The 20680-nt window shown below is 62.0% G+C and carries 18 protein-coding genes and 1 pseudogene; 13 read left to right on the top strand and 6 right to left on the bottom strand.

Annotated features, from left to right (window positions below):
• Positions 1-133: 133 nt before the first annotated feature.
• From xdhA to guaD, 4 genes are all read left to right on the top strand, one after another.
• Entirely contained in the window at positions 134-1588 is a 1455-nt protein-coding gene (gene xdhA, locus CAG18_RS04080; protein ID WP_061304298.1) for a xanthine dehydrogenase small subunit, read from the top strand.
• Positions 1581-3980, top strand: a complete 2400-nt coding sequence (xdhB, locus tag CAG18_RS04075; protein WP_085720437.1) for a xanthine dehydrogenase molybdopterin binding subunit — start codon at positions 1581-1583, stop codon at positions 3978-3980. The genes xdhA and xdhB overlap by 8 nt, the downstream gene beginning before the upstream one ends.
• Positions 3981-4098: 118 nt before the next feature.
• Complete coding sequence (gene xdhC / locus CAG18_RS04070) at positions 4099-4944, top strand: xanthine dehydrogenase accessory protein XdhC (protein WP_015271158.1); 846 nt, start codon at positions 4099-4101, stop codon at positions 4942-4944.
• A gap of 10 nt (positions 4945-4954) precedes the next feature.
• Positions 4955-6259, top strand: a complete 1305-nt coding sequence (gene guaD / locus CAG18_RS04065) for a guanine deaminase (protein ID WP_085720436.1) — start codon at positions 4955-4957, stop codon at positions 6257-6259.
• On the opposite strand, the gene aqpZ is transcribed toward guaD, so the two are convergent.
• Positions 6256-6954 (bottom strand): aquaporin Z, encoded by a 699-nt coding sequence (gene aqpZ, locus CAG18_RS04060; protein WP_013973527.1) that lies wholly within the window; start codon positions 6952-6954, stop codon positions 6256-6258. The genes guaD and aqpZ overlap by 4 nt on opposite strands.
• A 234-nt stretch (positions 6955-7188) precedes the next feature.
• Positions 7189-7944 (bottom strand): GntR family transcriptional regulator, encoded by a 756-nt coding sequence (locus CAG18_RS04055; RefSeq protein ID WP_003259493.1) that lies wholly within the window; start codon positions 7942-7944, stop codon positions 7189-7191.
• Positions 7945-8226: 282 nt separating this feature from the next.
• Here CAG18_RS04055 and CAG18_RS04050 point away from each other — a divergent pair, with 282 nt between their 5' ends.
• Positions 8227-9576 (top strand): NCS2 family permease, encoded by a 1350-nt coding sequence (locus CAG18_RS04050; protein WP_013973528.1) that lies wholly within the window; start codon positions 8227-8229, stop codon positions 9574-9576.
• Between the two features lie 485 nt (positions 9577-10061).
• Here CAG18_RS04050 and CAG18_RS27245 read toward each other — a convergent pair.
• A pseudogene (locus tag CAG18_RS27245) lies at positions 10062-10304 on the bottom strand (RHS repeat-associated core domain-containing protein); the annotation flags it as partial.
• A 179-nt stretch (positions 10305-10483) separates the two neighbouring features.
• Positions 10484-10837 carry a hydroxyisourate hydrolase gene (gene uraH, locus CAG18_RS04040; RefSeq protein WP_003259496.1) on the bottom strand — a complete coding sequence of 118 codons (354 nt, stop codon included), beginning with the start codon at positions 10835-10837 and terminating at the stop codon, positions 10484-10486.
• Between the two features lie 398 nt (positions 10838-11235).
• Between uraH and puuE the strand changes: the two genes are divergently transcribed.
• The 7 genes from puuE to CAG18_RS04005 all read left to right on the top strand — a co-directional run bounded on the left by puuE (position 11236) and on the right by CAG18_RS04005 (position 18250).
• A complete protein-coding gene (gene puuE / locus CAG18_RS04035) occupies positions 11236-12162 on the top strand; it encodes an allantoinase PuuE (protein WP_013973531.1) in 927 nt (308 codons plus the stop codon).
• A complete protein-coding gene (gene uraD, locus CAG18_RS04030) occupies positions 12162-12677 on the top strand; it encodes a 2-oxo-4-hydroxy-4-carboxy-5-ureidoimidazoline decarboxylase (RefSeq protein ID WP_085720435.1) in 516 nt (171 codons plus the stop codon). Before puuE ends, uraD begins: the two co-directional genes overlap by 1 nt.
• Positions 12678-12733: 56 nt before the next feature.
• Positions 12734-13237 carry an ureidoglycolate lyase gene (locus CAG18_RS04025; protein ID WP_003259500.1) on the top strand — a complete coding sequence of 168 codons (504 nt, stop codon included), beginning with the start codon at positions 12734-12736 and terminating at the stop codon, positions 13235-13237.
• 59 nt (positions 13238-13296) lie between these two features.
• Complete coding sequence (locus CAG18_RS04020) at positions 13297-14625, top strand: urate hydroxylase PuuD (protein WP_015271163.1); 1329 nt, start codon at positions 13297-13299, stop codon at positions 14623-14625.
• Positions 14626-14834: 209 nt separating this feature from the next.
• A complete protein-coding gene (locus tag CAG18_RS04015; protein WP_013973535.1) occupies positions 14835-16190 on the top strand; it encodes a nucleobase:cation symporter-2 family protein in 1356 nt (451 codons plus the stop codon).
• 140 nt (positions 16191-16330) lie between these two features.
• Positions 16331-17116 carry an outer membrane protein OmpK gene (locus CAG18_RS04010; RefSeq protein ID WP_015271165.1) on the top strand — a complete coding sequence of 262 codons (786 nt, stop codon included), beginning with the start codon at positions 16331-16333 and terminating at the stop codon, positions 17114-17116.
• A gap of 351 nt (positions 17117-17467) precedes the next feature.
• Positions 17468-18250, top strand: a complete 783-nt coding sequence (locus CAG18_RS04005; RefSeq protein WP_025340033.1) for an outer membrane protein OmpK — start codon at positions 17468-17470, stop codon at positions 18248-18250.
• 137 nt (positions 18251-18387) lie between these two features.
• Here CAG18_RS04005 and CAG18_RS04000 read toward each other — a convergent pair whose 3' ends face one another.
• Entirely contained in the window at positions 18388-19302 is a 915-nt protein-coding gene (locus CAG18_RS04000; RefSeq protein WP_015271166.1) for a DUF808 domain-containing protein, read from the bottom strand.
• Positions 19303-19434: 132 nt separating this feature from the next.
• Between CAG18_RS04000 and CAG18_RS03995 the strand changes: the two genes are divergently transcribed.
• Positions 19435-20046 (top strand): TetR/AcrR family transcriptional regulator, encoded by a 612-nt coding sequence (locus CAG18_RS03995; protein WP_015271167.1) that lies wholly within the window; start codon positions 19435-19437, stop codon positions 20044-20046.
• Between the two features lie 134 nt (positions 20047-20180).
• Here CAG18_RS03995 and CAG18_RS03990 read toward each other — a convergent pair whose 3' ends face one another.
• Entirely contained in the window at positions 20181-20621 is a 441-nt protein-coding gene (locus tag CAG18_RS03990; RefSeq protein WP_013973539.1) for a heme-binding protein, read from the bottom strand.
• Between the last annotated feature and the right edge of the window lie 59 nt (positions 20622-20680).

Genomic DNA, 20680 nt, shown 5'->3' with positions numbered 1-20680 from the left:
TATGGGCAATGTGTGCGGCCGGGCTTGGACATGAGCAATTTCTTGACCTTTGAGTCAGAAAAATATTGACCAGCTGGACAGCTCTTGCTTAGAGTCCGCCCAACAACAATAAAACCATTGCGAGGCCATCCCCGTGATCCAGTTTCTCGTAAACCAGGAGCTGCGTAGTGAGCATGCCCTGGACCCGAACATGACGGTGCTGCAGTACCTGCGCGAGCACCTGGGCAAACCTGGCACCAAGGAGGGCTGCGCCAGTGGTGACTGCGGTGCCTGCACCGTGGTGGTCGGCGAACTGACCCAGGACGACCAAGGCAACGACAGCATCCGCTACCGTAGCCTCAACTCGTGCCTGACCTTCGTCTCGTCGCTGCACGGCAAGCAACTGATCAGCGTCGAGGGTCTCAAGCACCAGGGCCAGCTGCACAGCGTGCAACAGGCCATGGCCGATTGCCATGGCTCGCAGTGCGGCTTCTGTACACCCGGCTTCGTCATGTCGCTGTTCGCCCTGCAGAAGAACAGCAGCTGCCCCGACCTGCACCAGGCCCAGGAAGCCCTGGCCGGCAACCTGTGCCGCTGCACCGGCTACCGGCCGATCCTCGACGCCGCCGAACAGAGCTGCCGCCAGCCCTGCCGCGACCAGTTCGATGCCCAGCAGGCACAGACCATCAGCCGCCTCAAGGCCATTGCCCCAACCCAGACCGGCGAACTGAACAGTGGCGACAAGCGCTGCCTGGTGCCACTGACCGTGGCCGACCTGGCCGACCTGTACAGCTCGCACCCCGAAGCGCGGCTGCTGGCCGGCGGTACCGACCTGGCACTGGAAGTCACCCAGTTTCACAAGACCTTGCCGGTGATGATCTACGTAGGCCATGTGGCCGAGCTCAAGCGCATCGAGAAAACCGCCAGCCACCTGGAAATCGGCGCCGCCACACCGCTCACCGACTGCTACGGTGCGCTGAACGAGGAATACCCGGACTTCGGTGCCCTGCTGCACCGCTTCGCCTCGCTGCAGATCCGCAACCAGGGCACCCTGGGCGGCAATATCGGCAACGCTTCGCCAATCGGTGACTCGCCACCCCTGCTGATTGCCCTGGATGCGCAGATCGTCCTGCGCCAGGGCGAGCGCCAGCGGGTGATGCCACTGGAAGACTACTTCATCGACTACCGCATCACCGCCCGCCAGGACAGCGAGTTCATCGAGAAAATCATCGTGCCGCGCGCCACCAGCGATTGGGCGTTCCGCGCCTATAAAGTGTCCAAGCGCCTGGACGATGACATTTCTGCCGTGTGCGGCGCCTTCAACCTGAGCATCGAAGACGGCGTGGTCAGCGGTGTGCGCATCGCCTTCGGCGGCATGGCGGCAATCCCCAAACGGGCCCGTGCCTGCGAAGCAGCGCTACGCGGCAAGCCGTGGAACCAGGCTGCCATCGAGCGCGCCTGCCAGGCCCTGGCGGAAGACTTCACCCCGCTCAGCGACTTCCGCGCCAGCAAGGAATACCGCCTGCTGACCGCCCAGAATCTGCTGCGCAAGTACTTCATCGAACAGCAAACGCCGTACATCGAAACCCGGGTGACCGCTTATGTCTAACCATCACGTAGCCAAGAGCCAGGCCGAGATGGCCGAACTGTTCAGCCAGGACCTGACCACCGGGGTCGGCCGCAGCGTCAAGCATGACAGCGCCGACAAGCATGTGTCCGGCGAGGCGGTGTACATCGACGACCGCCTGGAATTCCCCAACCAGCTGCACGTCTATGCGCGCACCGCCGACCGCGCCCACGCGCGCATCCTGCGCATCGACACCACGCCGTGCTATGCCTTCGAGGGCGTGCGCATCGCCATCACCCACGAAGACATCCCTGGCCTCAAGGACATCGGCCCGGTGGTAGCCGGCGACCCGCTGCTGGCCATCGACAAGGTCGAGTTCTTCGGCCAGCCGGTGCTCGCCGTGGCCGCTCGCGACCTCGACACCGCACGCCGTGCGGCCATGGCCGCCATCGTCGAGTATGAAGACCTGGAACCGGTGCTGGATGTGGTCGAGGCATTGCGCAAGAAGCACTTCGTGCTCGACAGCCACACCCACCAGCGTGGCGATTCCGCCGCTGCCCTGGCCAGTGCACCGCACCGCATCCAGGGCACCCTGCACATCGGTGGCCAGGAGCACTTCTACCTGGAAACGCAGATTTCCTCGGTGATGCCCACCGAAGACGGCGGCATGATCGTCTACTGCTCCACGCAAAACCCCACCGAAGTGCAGAAACTGGTCGCCGAAGTACTCGACGTGCCAATGAACAAGGTGGTGCTGGACATGCGCCGCATGGGTGGCGGTTTTGGTGGCAAGGAAACCCAGGCCGCCAGCCCGGCGTGCCTGTGCGCCGTGGTGGCGCGCCTGACCGGCCAGCCGACCAAGATGCGCCTGCCACGGGTCGAAGACATGACCATGACCGGCAAACGCCACCCGTTCTACGTCGAGTACGACGTGGGCTTCGACGACGACGGGCGCCTGCACGGCATCAACTTCGACCTGGCCGGCAACTGCGGCTACTCGCCCGACCTGTCCGGTTCGATCGTCGACCGCGCCATGTTCCACTCCGACAATGCCTACTACCTGGGCGATGCCACCGTGCACGGCCACCGCTGCAAGACCAACACCGCCTCCAACACCGCCTACCGCGGCTTCGGCGGCCCGCAGGGGATGGTCGCCATCGAGCAGGTGATGGACCACATCGCCCGCCACCTGGGCCGCGACCCGCTGGCGGTGCGCAAGGCCAACTACTACGGCAAGACCGAGCGCAACGTCACCCACTACTACCAGACCGTCGAGCACAACATGCTCGAAGAGATGACCGCCGAACTGGAAGCCAGCAGTGACTATGCCGAGCGCCGCGAGTCGATCCGCCGCTTCAACGCCAACAGCCCGATCCTGAAGAAGGGCCTGGCGCTGACCCCGGTCAAGTTCGGTATTTCGTTCACCGCCACCTTCCTCAACCAGGCCGGTGCGCTGATCCATATCTACACCGACGGCAGCATCCACCTGAACCACGGTGGCACCGAGATGGGCCAGGGCCTGAACACCAAGGTGGCACAGGTGGTGGCGCAGATCTTCCAGGTCGATTTCAGCCGTATCCAGATCACCGCCACCAATACTGACAAGGTGCCCAACACCTCACCGACCGCTGCCTCCAGTGGTGCCGACCTGAACGGCAAGGCAGCGCAGAACGCTGCGGAGATCCTCAAGAAGCGCCTGACCGAGTTCGCCGCGCGGCACTACCAGGTGACCGAGGAAGACGTCGAGTTCCGCAACGGCCATGTGCGCGTGCGCGACCAGATCGTCAGCTTCGAGCAGCTGGTGCAGCAGGCCTATTTTGCCCAAGTGTCGCTGTCCAGCACCGGTTTCTACCGCACGCCGAAGATCTACTACGACCGCAGCCAGGCACGTGGCCGGCCGTTCTACTACTTCGCCTTCGGCGCCGCCTGCGTGGAGGTGGTGGTCGACACCCTGACCGGCGAATACAAGATGCTGCGCGCCGACATCCTGCACGATGTGGGTGATTCGCTGAACCCGGCCATCGACATCGGCCAGGTGGAAGGCGGCTTCATCCAGGGCATGGGCTGGCTGACCACCGAAGAACTGGTGTGGAACGCCAAGGGCAAGCTGATGACCAACGGCCCGGCCAGCTACAAGATCCCGGCAGTGGCGGACATGCCGCTGGATTTGCGGGTAAAGCTGGTGGAAAACCGCAAGAACCCTGAGGACACCGTGTTCCACTCCAAGGCCGTGGGCGAACCGCCGTTCATGCTCGGCATCGCCGCCTGGTGCGCGATCAAGGACGCCGTGGCCAGCATCGCCGACTACCGCGTGCAGCCACAGGTGGATGCGCCGGCAACGCCGGAGCGGGTGTTGTGGGGTTGCGAGCAGATGCGCAAGGCAGTGGCTGCAGCGCAACCTGCCGAGCCGGAGCTGGAAACCGTGTCTCACTGACAATGCAGGGCCCTGTGGGAGCGGGTTTACCCGCGAATGCGATAGTGGTTTCACCGCCGCATTCGCGGGTGAACCCGCTCCCACAGGGATCGCGACGCGACTATAGAGAGGTTGCATCATGCACCAATGGATCAACGCCCTCGCCGACCATCAGTCCCGTGGCGAAGCCTGCGTGCTGGTTACCATCATCGAGGAGCGCGGCTCGACCCCGCGCAATGCCGGCTCGAAAATGGTCGTCAGCGCCAGCGGCCTGTTCGACACCATCGGCGGCGGCCACCTGGAATACAAGGCCCTGCACATCGCCCGGCAAATGCTCGAAGAGCACCGCACCACCCCGCATCTGGAGCGCTTCAGCCTCGGTGCCAGCCTTGGCCAGTGCTGCGGCGGCGTCACTGTGCTGCTGTTCGAGCCCATGGCCGCGGTGCAGGCGCAGATCGCGGTGTTCGGCGCGGGCCATGTCGGCCGGGCTCTGGTACCCTTGCTCGCCGCGCTGCCCTGCCGGGTGCGCTGGATCGATTCGCGCGAGCAGGAATTCCCCGCCCTGATCCCCGACGGGGTGACCAAGGTGGTCAGCGAGGATCCGGTCGACGAAGTGGCAGAGCTGCCGCCAGGCTGCTACTGCATCGTCATGACCCACAACCACCAGCTCGACCTGGAATTGACCGCCGCCATTCTCAAGCGCAACGACTTCACCTGGTTCGGCCTGATCGGCTCGAAGACCAAACGGGTCAAGTTCGAACACCGCCTGCGCGAGCGCGGCTATGACGAGGCCGTGATGGCGCGCATGCGCTGCCCGATGGGCCTGGCCGAGGTCAAGGGCAAGCTGCCCATCGAGATCGCCGTGTCCATCGCCGGTGAAATCATCGCCACCTACAACGCCTGCTTCGGCCAGCACGACGCTGCCGCCAATGCCGGCCCCATTGCCCAGTTGCTGCCGCCCTCCCGGCGCAGCCAAGCCATTTGACGAGTGTGTTATGACCGTTACCCGCAAAGCCTACCGTGCCGCCATCCTGCACAGCATCGCCGACCCGGCCGAGGTGGGCCTGGAGGCTTCCCATGAATACTTCGAGGACGGCCTGCTGGTGGTCGACAATGGCCGCATCAGCGCGGTAGGCCACGCCGCCGAACTGTTGCCGACCCTGGACGCCGATATCCCGGTCGAGCACTACCAGGACGCATTGATCACCCCAGGCTTCATCGACACCCATATCCATTTCCCGCAGACCGGCATGATCGGCTCCTACGGCGAGCAGCTGCTGGACTGGCTGAACACCTACACCTTCCCCTGCGAAAAGCAGTTCGCCGACAAGGGCCACGCCGACCAGGTGGCCAAGATCTTCCTCAAGGAACTGCTGCGCAACGGCACCACCACCGCCCTGGTGTTCGGCAGTGTGCACCCGGAATCGGTCAATGCCCTGTTCGAGGAAGCCGAGCGCCTGGACCTGCGCCTGATCGCCGGCAAGGTGATGATGGACCGCAACGCTCCGGACTACCTGACCGATACCGCAGAGTCCGGCTATACCGAAAGCAAGGCGCTGATCGAGCGCTGGCACGGCAAGGGCCGCCTGCACTATGCGGTCACCCCGCGCTTCGCCCCGACCAGTACGCCTGAACAGCTGGCGCTGGCGGGCCAACTGCTCAAGGAACACCCGGGCGTGTACATGCACACGCACCTGTCGGAGAACCTCAAGGAAATCGAGTGGGTCAAGTCGCTGTTCCCCGAGCAGAAGGGTTACCTCGACGTATACGACCACTTCGAGCTGCTGGGCGAACGCTCGGTATTCGCCCATGGCGTGCACCTGTGCGATGACGAATGCCAGCGCCTGGCCGAAACCGGCTCGGCGGTGGCCTTCTGCCCCACCTCCAACCTGTTCCTCGGCAGCGGCCTGTTCAACCTGCCCCAGGCCGAGCGCTTCAAGGTCAATGTGGGCCTGGGCACTGACGTTGGCGCCGGCACCAGCTTCTCGCTGCTCAACACCCTGAACGAAGCGTACAAGGTGATGCAACTGCAGGGCGCACGCCTGCACCCGTACAAGTCACTGTACCTGGCCACCCTCGGCGGCGCCCGCGCGCTGCGCCTGGACGACCGCATCGGCAGCCTGCGCCCGGGCAACGATGCCGACTTCGTGGTACTGGACTACAAGGCCACGCCACTGCTGGACTACCGCATTCAGCAGTCCAACAGCATCGAGGAAACCCTGTTCGTGCTGACCACCCTCGGCGACGACCGCACCGTGCGTGAAACCTACGCCGCTGGGCGTTGCGTGCACCAGCGCTAAGGTTCTTTTGCCAGACCCCGGTACAGTGCGCCGCCGATCGCAGCACCAATCAGCGGCGCCACCCAGAACAGCCACAGCTGTTGCAGGGCCCAGCCACCGACGAACAAGGCCGGCCCCGTGCTACGCGCGGGGTTGACCGAGGTATTGGTCACCGGGATCGAGATCAGGTGGATCAGGGTCAAAGCCAAACCAATGGCGATCGGCGCAAACCCCGCCGGCGCCCGGGCGTCGGTAGCGCCCATGATCACCACCAGGAACATCGCCGTCATCACCACTTCACTGACAAAGCCCGCCCCGAGCGTGTAGCCGCCAGGCGAGTGGTCGGCGTAGCCGTTCGAAGCCAATCCCGCAGACAGCTCGAAACCTGACTTGCCGCTGGCGATGAGGTAGATCACACCTGCCGCCAGAATGGCGCCGATCACCTGGGCGATCACGTAGGGCAGCAGCTCTTTGGCCGGAAAGCGCCCGCCCACCACCAGCCCGAACGACACCGCGGGGTTGAGGTGACAGCCGGAGATATGGCCGATGGCGAAGGCCATGGTCAGCACGGTGAGGCCGAAGGCGAAGGCGACGCCAAGTACACCGATGCCGATGGGGGAGCTGGCGGCGAGTACCGCACTGCCGCAGCCGCCAAGCACCAGCCAGAAGGTGCCGACCAGCTCGGCCCCCATGCGTTTACCGAGGGACATGCTCATGAGTCCATTCCTCAAGAAGTTGAACGCAACGAATGCGCAAGCCCAACTGCTTGATGAAGGTTTGCTCACAAGAATTTAGCAGACACCAGGCTAATGGCCAGAAATGGCTGGGCCGCTTCGCGCCCCATTTGCAGCACAAGGCTGCTCCTACAGGGGTTATGCGATGCCTGTAGGAGCAGCCTTGTGCTGCGAATGGGCTGCAAAGCAGCCCCCTTCAGTCAACCAGGCAAACGATCAACCCTTGACCGATACCTTGGGCTTTTTCAGCAAGTGCGAGAACACCGCGTGCAGGTCGTCCGAGGCACTCTCCTCGTCCAGGTTCAGCTTGCTGTCGATGTGGTCCATGTGGTGCATCATCAGGCTCACCGCCTGCTCGGCATCGCGCGCCTCGATGGCATCGATCAGCTGCATGTGCTCGTCATACGAGCAATGCGAGCGGTTGCCGCTTTCGTACTGGGCGATGATCAACGAAGTCTGCGACACCAGGCTGCGCTGGAAGCTGACCAGCGGCGCATTGCCCGCAGCCTCGGCCAGCTTGAGGTGGAATTCGCCGGAAAGACGAATGCCGGCACCACGGTCACCACGCGAGAAGCTGTCGCGCTCCTCCCGCACCATCTGCCGCAGCTCGTTGAGCTGCTCGAGGGTAGCGTGCTGCACGGCCAGCTCGGTAATGGCCCGTTCGACCATGCGCCTGGAGAAGAACACCTGACGGGCTTCTTCCACCGTAGGGCTGGCCACCACTGCGCCGCGGTTCGGCCGCAACAGCACCACGCTTTCATGGGCCAGCCGCGACAACGCGCGGCGAATGATGGTGCGGCTGACGCCGAAGATCTCGCCCAGCGCTTCCTCGCTCAACTTGGTACCCGGTGCCAGACGCTGCTCGAGGATCGCCTCGAAAATATGCGCGTAGACGATGTCGTCCTGGGTACCACTGCGGCCAGCCTTGCCGGTACGCGCAGGTTTCTTCAGAGGTTGCAGCTGTTCGTTCATGGGCTCTCGAGGCACGAAGGAAAGTATGGCGCCATTGTACACAGGCTGAGCCGTTTCTGCAGGTGGCCTTTTACCTATATAGCCGTTGTACGACGTATTGCGCACACAAAAGATAAAACATTATTTGCTTTATTTGTACACAAAAGCATAATCCACCGAGCAACTTCTTGACCCATAAGTCAACAAACCGGTCAGACGTCTGCCTTCCCTCGCGGAGCCGCCAAGTGCATTGCGCAGGCCCATGGTTCCAGAACAACAAGAAAGACTTGAGGAGTACTCGCTGTGGAAAGCCGCAAATCCGAAGCCCCTACGCTGGATCTTGCTCCACCGCTCGAAACGAGCTGGCTGGAGCGGATTTTCAAACTCAAGCAACACGGCAGCACCGTCAGAACCGAAATGATCGCCGGCGTGACCACCTTCATCACCATGGCCTACATCATCTTCGTCAACCCCAACATCATGGCCGACGCAGGCATCGACCACGGTGCCGCCTTCGTCGCCACCTGCATCGCCGCCGCGCTGGGCTGCCTGCTGATGGGCCTGTACGCCAACTGGCCGGTGGGCCTGGCGCCAGGCATGGGGCTCAACGCCTTCTTCACCTACACCGTGGTCGGCACCATGGGCTACAACTGGGAAACGGCACTGGGCGCAGTATTCGTCTCGGGCGTGCTGTTCATGTTCCTGACCTTGTCGAAAGTGCGCGAATGGTTGCTCAACAGCATCCCGGTCAGCCTGCGCCATGCCATGGGGGCCGGCGTCGGATTGTTTCTCGGGCTGATCGGCCTGAAGACGGCAGGCATCATCGTCGACAGCCCCGCCACGCTGATCAAGCTGGGCTCGCTGCATGAGCCAGGGCCGCTGCTGGCGGCGGTGTGCTTCCTGCTGATCGCCATCCTCAGCTACAAGCGGGTGTTCGGTGCAATCCTGATCAGCATCATCGGTGTCACCCTGGCCGGCTGGGGCCTGGGCCTGGTGAAATTCGGCGGGGTGATGTCGATGCCGCCTAGCCTGGCTCCGACCTGGATGGCCATGGATGTGGCCGGCGTTTTCAACGTCAGCATGATCAGCGTGGTGCTGGCGTTCCTGTTCGTGCACATGTTCGACACCGCCGGCACCCTGATGGGCGTAGCGCAGCGGGCCAACCTGGTGGCACCGGACGGGCGTATCGAGAACTTGTCGAAGGCGCTGAAGGCTGACAGCGCTTCGAGTGTGTTCGGTGCCGTGGTCGGTGTGCCGCCGGTGACCAGTTATGTGGAAAGTGCTGCCGGTGTGGCCGCTGGTGGCCGTACCGGCCTGACGGCGGTGGTGGTCGGCCTGCTGTTCATTGCCGCCATGTTCTTTGCGCCATTGGCCGGAATGATTCCGGCCTATGCCACCGCGGGCGCACTGATCTACGTGGCAATGCTGATGATGGGCAGCATGGCGCATATCCACTGGGACGAGGCCACCGACAGCATTCCGGCGATCGTCACGGTGATCATGATGCCGCTGACTTTCTCGGTCGCTGATGGTATTGCCCTGGGCTTCATCAGCTATGTGGCATTGAAGGCAGGTACCGGCAAGTACAAGGAAATCTCCGCCAGCCTGTGGGTGCTGTGCGCAATCTTCATTGCCAAGTTCGTGTTCCTCTGAACCCTCCACATCCAAAAAGGGCGCTCCGGCGCCCTTCTCTTTTATTTAGCCGGTGCTGGTTTTTTCGCGAAGATGCCCGTTCGAGGGAGTTCAGCTGGCGTCACGCCTGAAGGAACGGTTTCCCGCACGCTTACAACCTCAAATGCCGCCGGCAAGATCGCTACTACATCAAATACATCCTTTTTATAACCTACACCGGGGACCAGATTAAGATCCTTGCGCACGAGTACCGGCAGGACAACACCATCGTCGTAGGCATTAGCGTATGTTTTGGCGTGTTCAGGGGTTGGCGCGACATAGAAGCCTTGCCCTTGGGCTTGCCTATGAGGCTCTGAATACACTGGCGATAGCCCCTTAGCCAATGAAGGAATATTTTTTCGGCTCGTCCCGTGCCAGCCTACCAGTTTTGTAAATACCCCCTTGTTAGCAACTGCAGCCAGAACCTCTACTCGCTTGGGCGGCTTTGCAACCCCCATCAGCCTTTTCCAAAGGCTATGACCGCTTGGATCCTGGTAATTCACTGGGTCGCCCTGGCAGTAGGCATACGCGTTCAAACCACCTTGATCGAACGGACTCAAGCTGTCCGGGCTGTTGAACCGCATCAAAGAGGGAATGAATGCTCGATAACCATTACCCAAGTGGTAATGCTCGGTGACTGGGTCCAGTTGTTCACCGTTGAAGCCGAGTACACCCTGATCAGGCAGATGGTAGCCATAGGGCGCATACGCATTTTTTGTGTCCATCAGGCTGGCTCCTCAACTTGGTAGCTGATCATCCCAGATGAACCAAAAAGAGAGTACTGGCAGAAATGTGAGTGATTTGACCTGATATAAAAAACGCAGACGAAAAAAAGCCCGCCAGTGTGAGAGCGGGCCAAAGGACCTACGAAGATTCTTCTAGCGACCAACTAGCTTCCACGATAGGTCGAATAGCTGTACGGCGAGATCAGCAGCGGCACGTGGTAGTGCTCCTGCTGCTCGTCGATACCAAAGCGCAGCACGACGACATCCAGAAACGCCTGGGCCGGCAACTGCACGCCGCGGGCACGGTAGTAGTCACCGGCGCTGAACTGCAGCTGGTAGACGCCAGTGCGATAATCGTCGCCCTGCAGCAGCGGCGCATCGACGCGGCCATCGCTGTTGGTCAGGGCGGTGTTCACCAGCTCAAGCTGCTGGCCTTCGACACGGTACAGCTCGACCTTGATCGAGCTGCCCGGGCAGCCATGCGCGGCATCCAGTACGTGTGTGGTCAAACGTCCCATTGCTTGTCGCCTCTTGTTCAATCTGTGGGCAAAAAATACTCAGCCGTCGCACCAGCATAGCGCCTGCGGCAGGCGGGAATGACGCCATTAAGACATTCCGAGCCAAGATTGTACACAATTTTTTCAACCCATCTGTCGCCCGCAGCGAATCTTGCCCCTGAGCGACCCACCGATCGCAAAGACAGGCCTGGTAACGACACCAACGTCATTAGCTGACCAATCAGGCAGGTTTCTTGCACTGTTTTTCCAGTTCGCTGCGAGGCGACAAAAGGGAAGAAATGCGGAAAAACAGGCTTACAAAAGATTTCAGAAGTTGTATACAATCAGCCCATCCGGTGGTGCGACATCCCGACGCGGTCCGCCCACCCCCGCACAAACGCACAAGAAGGAAGACTGCAGTGAGCGCTGACTACCCTCGCGACCTGATCGGTTACGGCAACAACCCTCCTCACCCGCAATGGCCGGGCAACGCTCGCATCGCGCTGTCTTTCGTCCTCAACTACGAGGAAGGTGGCGAACGCAACATCCTGCACGGTGACAAGGAGTCCGAAGCGTTCCTCTCGGAAATGGTCGCCGCCCAGCCACTGCAGGGCGTGCGCAACATGAGCATGGAATCGCTGTACGAGTACGGTAGCCGTGCCGGCGTGTGGCGCCTGCTGAAGCTGTTCAAGGACAGCGGCGTGCCGTTGACCATCTTCGCCGTGGCCATGGCCGCCCAGCGCCACCCCGACGTGATCCGTGCCATGGCCGAGGCCGGTCATGAAATCTGCAGCCACGGTTACCGCTGGATCGACTACCAGTACATGGACGAGGCCCAGGAGCGCGAGCACATGCTCGAAGCCATCCGCATCCTCACCGAAATCACCGGCGAGCGCCCGCTGGGCTGGTACACCGGCCGCACCGGCCCGAACACCCGTCGCCTGGTGATGGAGGAAGGCGGCTTCCTGTACGACAGCGACACCTACGACGACGACCTGCCCTACTGGGAGCCGAACAACCCTACCGGCAAGCCGCACCTGGTGATCCCCTACACCCTCGACACCAACGACATGCGCTTCACTCAGGTACAGGGCTTCAACTGCGGCGAGCAGTTCTTCCAGTACCTGAAGGACGCCTTCGATGTGCTGTACGCCGAGGGCGCCGAAGCACCGAAAATGCTGTCCATCGGCCTGCACTGCCGCCTGGTCGGCCGCCCGGCGCGCCTGGCCGCACTGAAGCGCTTCGTCGATTACGCAAAAAGCCATGACCAGGTCTGGTTCGCCCGTCGCGTGGACATCGCCCGCCACTGGCACGCCACCCACCCGTACAAGAAAGAGAACGCCTGATGACCGCCTTCAAGACCCTCAAGCCATCCGTCCTGGACCGCGACGCCTTCGTCAAGGCCTTCGCCGACATCTACGAGCACTCGCCGTGGGTAGCCGAAAAAGCCTATGACCTGGGCCAACTGGGCGAACTGGACGAGATCGAGGCGCTGCACCAGCGCATGAGCGACATCCTGCTCAGCGCCAACCACGCCGACCAGTTGGCGCTGATCAACGCTCACCCGGACCTGGCCGGCAAGGCCGCCATCCAGGGCGAGCTGACCGAATCGAGCACCAACGAGCAGGCCGGCGCCGGTATTCACCAGTGCACCGCCGAAGAGTTCGCCCGTTTCACCGAACTGAACGACGCCTACAAGGCCAAGTTCCAGTTCCCGTTCATCATGGCGGTAAAAGGCAGCAACCGGCACCAGATCCTCGCCTCCTTCGAAAAACGCATCCACAACGATGCCGATGCCGAATTCAAGGAAGCCCTGGCGCAGATCAACCTGATCGCCCTGTTCCGCCTGCTGCAGCTGTAAAGCCGCCGCAACGCTTGAGCCTTATCCAGAACAACGAACATAGAAGAGATATCCGCATGCGCACCCTGATGATCGAGCCCCTGACCAAAGAAGCCTTCGCCCCCTTCGGAGACGTGATCGAAACCGACGGCAGCGACCACTTCATGATCAACAACGGCTCGACCATGCGCTTTCACAAGCTCGCCACGGTCGAAACCGCCGAGCCTGAAGACAAGGCGATCATCAGCATCTTCCGCGCCGACGCGCTGGACATGCCGCTGACCGTGCGCATGCTGGAACGCCATCCGCTGGGCAGCCAGGCTTTCATCCCGCTGCTCGGCAACCCCTTTCTGATCGTGGTCGCGCCAGTTGGCGATGCACCTGTATCAGGTTTGGTCCGAGCCTTCCGCAGTAATGGCAGGCAGGGCGTTAATTACCATCGCGGCGTCTGGCACCACCCGGTGCTGACGATCGAAAAGCGGGATGACTTCCTGGTGGTTGATCGCAGTGGTTCCGGCAACAACTGCGACGAGCATTACTTCACCGAGGAACAGATGCTGGTCCTCAATCCCCACCAATAAGAAAAGGTCGGTCATTCAAGGGCATTGCCCGAGCGGGTGACCGGCAAGAGGTACATACTGTGGAAGCACACCTTCACGAATGGCTGAACCTGAGCATTCGCTGGGTTCACATGATCACCGGTGTCGCCTGGATCGGTGCATCGTTCTACTTCGTCTGGCTGGAGAACCACCTGAACCGAAGCAACCCGCGCGATGGGTTGTCGGGTGATCTCTGGGCAATTCACGGCGGTGGTATCTACCACCTGGAGAAATACAAGCTCGCCCCCCCGAAAATGCCCGAGAACCTGCACTGGTTCAAATGGGAGGCCTACTTCACCTGGATGTCCGGTATTGCCCTGCTGTGCGTGGTGTTCTACTGGAACCCGACCCTGTACCTGCTGGCCCCTGGCAGCACCTTGAGCGGTGCCGAAGGCGTGGCCATCGGTATCGGATCGCTGATCGCCGGCTGGTTCATCTACGACTTCCTGTGCGACTCGCCCCTGGGCAAGAAGCCAGCGCTGCTCGGTGCAGTACTGTTCGTGCTGATCATCGCGGCATGCTGGGGCTTCAGCCTGGTGTTCAGCGGCCGTGGTGCGTACCTGCACACCGGCGCGATCATCGGCACCATCATGGTCGGCAACGTGTTCCGCATCATCATGCCGGCCCAGCGCCAGCTGGTTGCGGCGATCGAGAACAACCAGACCCCAGACCCGGTACTGCCGGCCAAGGGCCTCCTGCGCTCGCGCCACAACAACTACTTCACCCTGCCGGTGCTGTTCATCATGATCAGCAACCACTTCCCGAGCACCTACGGTAGCCAGTACAACTGGCTGATCCTGGCCGGTATCGCAGTAGCCGCGGTCCTGATCCGCCACTACTTCAACACCCGCCACGACAGCAACAAGTACGCCTGGACCCTGCCGGTCGGCGCATTGGCGATGATCTGCCTGGCCTATGTCACCGGCCCGAAACCGATGGCCGTCAGCCCTGAGCAAGCCGCGGCGAAGGTCGAGTACCAGCCACTGCCCGCGACCGCTGTAGGTGGCAAGACCGCCGCCGAGCAACGCGCCGAAGACGCCGCCAAGGCTGCCGCAGCGCCGGCCGCGCCGGCCGAAGCCCCTGCCCAGGCCAACGCCCAGGCTGGCGGCGAGAGCTTCGACAAGATCCACAATGTCATCCAGGAACGCTGCACCGTGTGCCACTCGTCCAAGCCGACCAGCCCACTGTTCAGCGCCGCCCCTGCCGGCGTGATGTTCGACACCCCGCAGCAGATCCAGGCCCAGGCCGCGCGCATCCAGGCGCAAGCGGTCGCCAGCCAGATCATGCCGCTGGGCAACATCACCCAGATGACCACCGAAGAGCGCAAGCTGGTCGGTGACTGGATCGCCAAAGGCGCCCCGGTCAACTGAAACACAATTGTCGGGATAACACCGCCCCCTGTGGGAGCGGGTTCACCCGCGAAGAGGCCGGCACTCCCGGCCTCTGTTTCAAGACATATGCAACAAGCAAGCATCGAGCGTTCAGCGTCAGGCGGGAACCCCAGGCTCTCTTTACAGCGAGCCTGCCGCCTGAGGCCGGCGCTTGGATCCGAGAATAAAAACAAAACTCGAGGTGCTGCATGTCCGAGTCACGCAAGGCGTACATCCCTGTTGCGCCGCCGCGCGAGCCCTTGCCCCTGTTCCAACTGATCCTGGTTGGCCTGCAACACGTTCTGCTGATGTACGGCGGCGCGATCGCCGTGCCGTTGATCATCGGCCAGGCCGCCGGGTTGTCCCGTGAAGAAGTCGCTTTCCTGATCAACGCCGACCTGCTGGTCGCTGGCGTCGCCACCATCATCCAGTCCTTCGGTATCGGCCCGGTGGGCATCCGCATGCCGGTGATGATGGGTGCCAGTTTCGCTGCCGTCGGCAGCATGGTGGCCATGGCCGGCATGCCCGGGGTGGGCCTGCAGGGGATCTTCGGTGCGACCATTGCCGCCGGGTTCTTCGGCATGCTGATCGCGCCGTTCATGTCCAAGGTCGTACGCTTCTTCCCCCCCCTGGTTACCGGCACGGTGATCACCTCGATTGGCCTGTCGCTGTTCCCGGTGGCAGTCAACTGGGCCGGTGGTGGCCAACAGGCAGATACCTTCGGCTCGCCGATCTACCTGCTGGTGGCCGGCCTGGTACTGGCGGTAATCCTGCTGATCAACCGCTTCATGCGCGGTTTCTGGGTCAACGTGTCGGTGCTGGTGGGCATGGGCCTGGGCTACATCCTGGCCGGCTCCATCGGCATGGTCGACCTGTCGGGCCTGAACGACGCACCGTGGCTGCAAGTGGTGACCCCACTGCACTTCGGCATGCCGACCTTCAGCCTGGCGCCGATCCTGTCCATGTGCCTGGTGGTGGTGATCATCTTCGTCGAGTCCACCGGCATGTTCCTGGCCCTGGGCAAGGTGACCGATCGTGAAGTTACCCCAGGGATGCTGCGTCGCGGCCTGCTGTGCGATGCCGGTGCGTCGTTCATCGCCGGCTTCTTCAACACCTTCACCCACTCCTCGTTCGCACAGAACATCGGCCTGGTGCAGATGACCGGGGTGCGCTGCCGCTATGTCACCATCGTGGCCGGTGCACTGCTGATCCTGCTCAGCCTGCTGCCCAAGGCGGCCTTCCTGATTGCCTCGATCCCGCCAGCGGTACTGGGCGGCGCGTCCATCGCCATGTTCGGCATGGTCACCGCCACCGGGATCAAGATTCTCCAGGAGGCGGACATCGGCGACCGTCGCAACCAGCTGCTGGTTGCAGTGAGCGTCGGGTTCGGGTTGATCCCCGTGGTACGTCCGGAGTTCTTCGCCCAGATGCCCCAGTGGATGGAGCCCATCACCCACAGTGGCATCGCCATGGCCACGGTCAGCGCCCTGGTGTTGAACGTGCTGTTCAACATCCTTGGTGGTGCCGACCGCGCGGTGCACAACGAAGCCTGTCACCAACATTGAGCCAGACGGGGCGGCGCATGGCCGCCCCGCATTCACACAGGCAGTAAACGCAACACCGTCGGCCCGCCGGAATGGGCCGCCCGGGGCGCCTGCGCGCCAAATAAACCGCCAACAAAAACAATAAGTCCGGGAATCACAACATGAAGCGCATCACCACGTCCCTGTTGCTGGGCAGCAGCCTGCTGGCCACCCTCCCCTCGCATGCAGGCGAATGGCTGCAATGGCACGGCGAAAGCCTGACCTACCTGTACGGCAAGGACTTCAAGGTCAACCCTGATATCCAGCAGACCATCACGTTCGAGCACGCCAACAAATGGAAGTACGGCGACACCTTCATGTTCGTCGACAAGATCTTCTACAACGGCAAGGCCGACGCCAGCAAAGGCGTCACCACCTACTACGGCGAGTTCAGCCCACGCCTGTCATTCGGCAAGATCTTTGACAAGAAGCTGGCCTTCGGCCCGATCAAGGACGTACTGCTGGCCATGACCTACGAGCGCGGCGAAGGCGACAACGAGGCCTACCTGATCGGCCCAGGTTTCGACCTGAACGTCCCCGGCTTCAACTATTTCACCCTGAATTTCTACGTGCGCAACACCGAGGGCAGCCGCCCGGGTGACAACGTCTGGCAGATCACCCCCGGCTGGTCCTACACCATCCCCGTGGGCAGGTCCGACATTCTGATCGACGGCTACATGGACTGGGTCACCGACAATGACCAGACCCGCCGTGGCACCTACCACGCCAACCTGCACTTCAACCCGCAGGTGAAGTACGACCTGGGCAAAGCGCTGAACCTGGGCGCCAAGCAGCTGTACGTGGGCTTTGAGTACAGCTACTGGAAGGACAAGTACGGCATCGACAGCCGCGGCAATCTGGAAAGCAACCAGAGTGTCGCCAGTGCGCTGATCAAAGTGCACTTCTAGAAAACTGACCAAACGCACAAGTTTGTTCCACTCTGCTCCAGGACGGAGCACTTGAGGCAAGGCGCGCAAGCCAGTAATCTGCGCGCCCCCTCGATCAGGGCAGAACGGATTCTGCCTGCGTTTACTGACCGCTCAGTCAATGAATACGGGCGGTTGGCCAACGTGTTGCCAGCCTGAAAGACCCTTTTCATCCGTTCAGAACGAAGTCGAGCAGGAAGGTTTTGCCAGCCCAGGAAAGTTGGCTCAACCCTTGCCAAACAGCTGTGGCCTATCGAAAAAAGCTGACTCAAAAGACAAAAAGCGCCAATAACGAGCGCTGACAACAGATCAATCAAGGGAGCGACATTCGCAATGCGTACCATCAACAGCCTGATCCTCGCCGGCGGCCTGCTGGCCTGTGGCACCACCTTCGGCGGCGACCTGCTGCAATGGCAGAACAACAGCCTGACCTACCTGTGGGGCAAGAACTTCAAGGTCAACCCGTCGATCCAGCAAACCGTGACCTTCGAGCACGCTGATGGCTGGAAGTACGGCGATAACTTCATCTTTGTCGACAAGATCTTCTACCAGGGCCAGAAAGATGAGGGCAACGGCCCGAACACCTACTACGGCGAAATCAGCCCGCGCCTGTCGTTCGGCAAGATCTTCGACCAGAAGCTGGCGTTCGGCCCGGTCAAGGACGTACTGCTGGCGATGACCTACGAGTTCGGCGAAGGTGATACCGAGTCGTATCTGATCGGCCCTGGTTTCGACCTGGACATCCCTGGCTTCGACTACTTCCAGTTGAACTTCTACAACCGCACCACCGACGGCAGCCGCGCCGGCGACAACGTGTGGCAGATCACCCCGGTGTGGTCGTACACCATTCCGGTCGGTTCGTCCGATGTGCTGATCGACGGTTTCATGGACTGGGTGGTGGACAACGACGAGAACCGCCGCGGCACCTACCAGGCCAACCTGCACTTCAACCCGCAGATCAAGTATGACCTGGGCAAGGCCTTGCACCTGGGCGAGAAGCAGCTGTATGTGGGTGTGGAGTACGACTACTGGAAGAACAAGTACGGCATCAAGGATTCCGATGCCTTCACCACCGACCAGAACACCATGAGCTTCCTGCTCAAGGTTCACTTCTGATCGGAGCATAGGGGCTGCTGCACAGCCCTTCGCGGCACAAGGCCGCTCCTACAGGTACGGCACAGGTTTCGGAAACTGTGTATTCCCTGTGGGAGCGGGCTTGTCCGCGAACCGGGGCAAAGCCCCGGCCATGCAAATCAGGTGGCCGGCCGAACCGCCCGCCACAATTTCCCCGCAATGCCCACCACGGCCAGCACCACCGCACCGGCCACAACCCCAACACCGCCGTTCAGCAGTGCCACGGTCAACGCCCCGCCACGCCCTTCGCTAAATGCCTCGATCGCATGATGCAGAGGTGCGATGCCATGCACCAGGATCCCGCCACCAACCAGGAACATGGCCGCCGTGCCGATCACCGACAGGCTCTTCATCATGTATGGCGCGGCACGCAGAATGCCGTTACCCACCGCCCTGGCCAGGCGTGATGCCTTGCGGGTCATCCACAGCCCCAGGTCATCGAGCTTGACGATACCGCCCACCAGCCCGTACACGCCGATGGTCATGACCACCGCAATACCCGACAGCACGACGATCTGCTGGGTCAACGGCGAGTCGGCAACGATGCCCAGGGTGATGGCGATGATTTCTGCCGACAGGATGAAGTCGGTACGTACCGCGCCCTTGATCTTGGCTTTCTCGAACGCCACCAGGTCGACATTGGCATCGGCCACCGCCTCCTTGAGCGCTTCGTGCTCGGCGTCAGTCTCGGCCTTGCTGTGCAGGAACTTGTGCGCCAGCTTCTCGAAGCCCTCGAAGCAAAGGTAGGCACCGCCCAGCATCAGCAACGGCGTCACCGCCCAGGGAATGAACGCACTGATCAGCAGCGCCGCCGGCACCAGGATGGCCTTGTTCACCATCGAGCCCTTGGCTACTGCCCACACCACAGGGATCTCGCGCTCGGCACGTACCCCGGTGACCTGCTGGGCATTCAGCGCCAGGTCATCGCCCAGCACGCCTGCGGTCTTTTTCGCCGCCACCTTGGTCATCACCGAGACGTCATCGAGCACAGTGGCGATGTCGTCGATCAGTACCAGTAGACTGCTTCCTGCCATGTTTGCCTGCATCCAGAAGAGTGAGTGCCCAGGATTCTAGCCCAAAGCCGCTGCCTTGAGCGCCCGTCGAGCCCGGTGCTACCATGCCCGATCCCTCTTAGAGGTGGCCAGACACGAGGAAGATCCCTGACCATGAGCACCATTCGCGAGCGCAACAAGGAACTGATCCTGCGCGCGGCCAGCGAGGAATTCGCCGACAAGGGCTTCGCCGCCACCAAGACCAGCGATATCGCGGCCAAGGCCGGCCTGCCCAAGCCGAACGTGTATTACTACTTCAAATCCAAGGACAACCTCTACCGCGAGGTCCTGGAAAGTATCATCGCGCCGATCATGCAGGCGTCGACCCCGTTCAATGCCGACGGTGACCCGAAGGAAGTGCTGAGTGCGTACATCCGCTCGAAGATCCGCATTTCGCGCGACCTGCCGCATGCGTCCAAGGTGTTCGCCAGCGAGATCATGCACGGCGCCCCGCACCTGTCGCCGAACCAGGTAGCGCAGCTGAACGAGCAGGCGCGACATAACATCGAGTGCATCCAGCGCTGGATCGACCGCGGGCAAATCGCCCATGTGGATGCGCATCACCTGATGTTCAGCATCTGGGCAGCGACCCAGACCTATGCCGATTTCGACTGGCAGATCTCTGCCGTGACCGGCAAGGCCAAGCTGGCCGACAGCGACTATGACGCGGCGGCGGAGACCATCATCCGCATGGTGCTCAAGGGGTGTGAGCCTGAGCTAGCCTGACAGGGCCAGTGGGGCTGCCTTGCAGCCCATCGCCGGCAAGCCAGCTCCCACAGGGCCGCCACAGACCTTGAAAACTGTGATGTACCTGTGGGAGCTAGCTTGCCGGCGATGGGGCCGGAACAGGCAACAGAGATTTAGGCTGCTACACCCGCATCCGCCTTCAACCCCACCTCCTCGATCGCACTGATCGCGCACTGCTCGTCGATATCCGACGTATCCCCGCTGATCCCTACCGCACCCAACACCTTGCCGTCCTGATCACGCACCAGCACACCACCCGGCGCCGGCACCACCGGTCGCTCGCCCAACCCGTTCAGCGCGGCAAAAAATGCCGGCCGCTGCTGCGCGTCCAGCGCCAGCAGGCGCGACCCCTTGCCCAGGGCAATCGCCCCCCAGGCCTTGCCGGTAGCCACCTCCGGCCGGATCAGGCTGGCGCCATCCTCGCGCTGCAGCGCCAGCAAGTGGCCGCCGGCATCCAGCACCGCCACGGTCAGTGGCGCGGCGTTGATCTTGCGGCCCGCCGCCAGCGCGGCATTCACCAGGCTGACCGCGACTTTCAGGTTCAAAGCGTTCATGGAAAGGTCCTCTTCTTGTTGTGAGAAGCCCTGAGGGCAGGTGAAAAACCGATAAGCCA

The organism is Pseudomonas sp. B22(2017) (genome assembly GCF_002113105.1).
Classification (GTDB): Bacteria; Pseudomonadota; Gammaproteobacteria; order Pseudomonadales; family Pseudomonadaceae; genus Aquipseudomonas; species Aquipseudomonas asiatica.
The sequence above is the reverse complement of the archived record's forward strand: the minus strand, read 5'-3'. Positions and strand labels throughout refer to the sequence as shown.

Coding starts and splice junctions, on each gene's coding strand:
- aqpZ (WP_013973527.1), bottom strand. CDS start 6,954: ATGAGCATGTCCCTCGGTAAACGCATGGGGGCCGAGCTGGTCGGCACC.
- CAG18_RS03990 (WP_013973539.1), bottom strand. CDS start 20,621: ATGAACGCTTTGAACCTGAAAGTCGCGGTCAGCCTGGTGAATGCCGCG.
- CAG18_RS04010 (WP_015271165.1), top strand. CDS start 16,331: ATGAAGCGCATCACCACGTCCCTGTTGCTGGGCAGCAGCCTGCTGGCC.
- guaD (WP_085720436.1), top strand. CDS start 4,955: ATGACCGTTACCCGCAAAGCCTACCGTGCCGCCATCCTGCACAGCATC.
- uraH (WP_003259496.1), bottom strand. CDS start 10,837: ATGGGACGTTTGACCACACACGTACTGGATGCCGCGCATGGCTGCCCG.
- xdhB (WP_085720437.1), top strand. CDS start 1,581: ATGTCTAACCATCACGTAGCCAAGAGCCAGGCCGAGATGGCCGAACTG.
- xdhC (WP_015271158.1), top strand. CDS start 4,099: ATGCACCAATGGATCAACGCCCTCGCCGACCATCAGTCCCGTGGCGAA.
- CAG18_RS04055 (WP_003259493.1), bottom strand. CDS start 7,944: ATGAACGAACAGCTGCAACCTCTGAAGAAACCTGCGCGTACCGGCAAG.
- CAG18_RS03995 (WP_015271167.1), top strand. CDS start 19,435: ATGAGCACCATTCGCGAGCGCAACAAGGAACTGATCCTGCGCGCGGCC.
- uraD (WP_085720435.1), top strand. CDS start 12,162: ATGACCGCCTTCAAGACCCTCAAGCCATCCGTCCTGGACCGCGACGCC.
- CAG18_RS04025 (WP_003259500.1), top strand. CDS start 12,734: ATGCGCACCCTGATGATCGAGCCCCTGACCAAAGAAGCCTTCGCCCCC.
- CAG18_RS04015 (WP_013973535.1), top strand. CDS start 14,835: ATGTCCGAGTCACGCAAGGCGTACATCCCTGTTGCGCCGCCGCGCGAG.
- CAG18_RS04005 (WP_025340033.1), top strand. CDS start 17,468: ATGCGTACCATCAACAGCCTGATCCTCGCCGGCGGCCTGCTGGCCTGT.
- CAG18_RS04000 (WP_015271166.1), bottom strand. CDS start 19,302: ATGGCAGGAAGCAGTCTACTGGTACTGATCGACGACATCGCCACTGTG.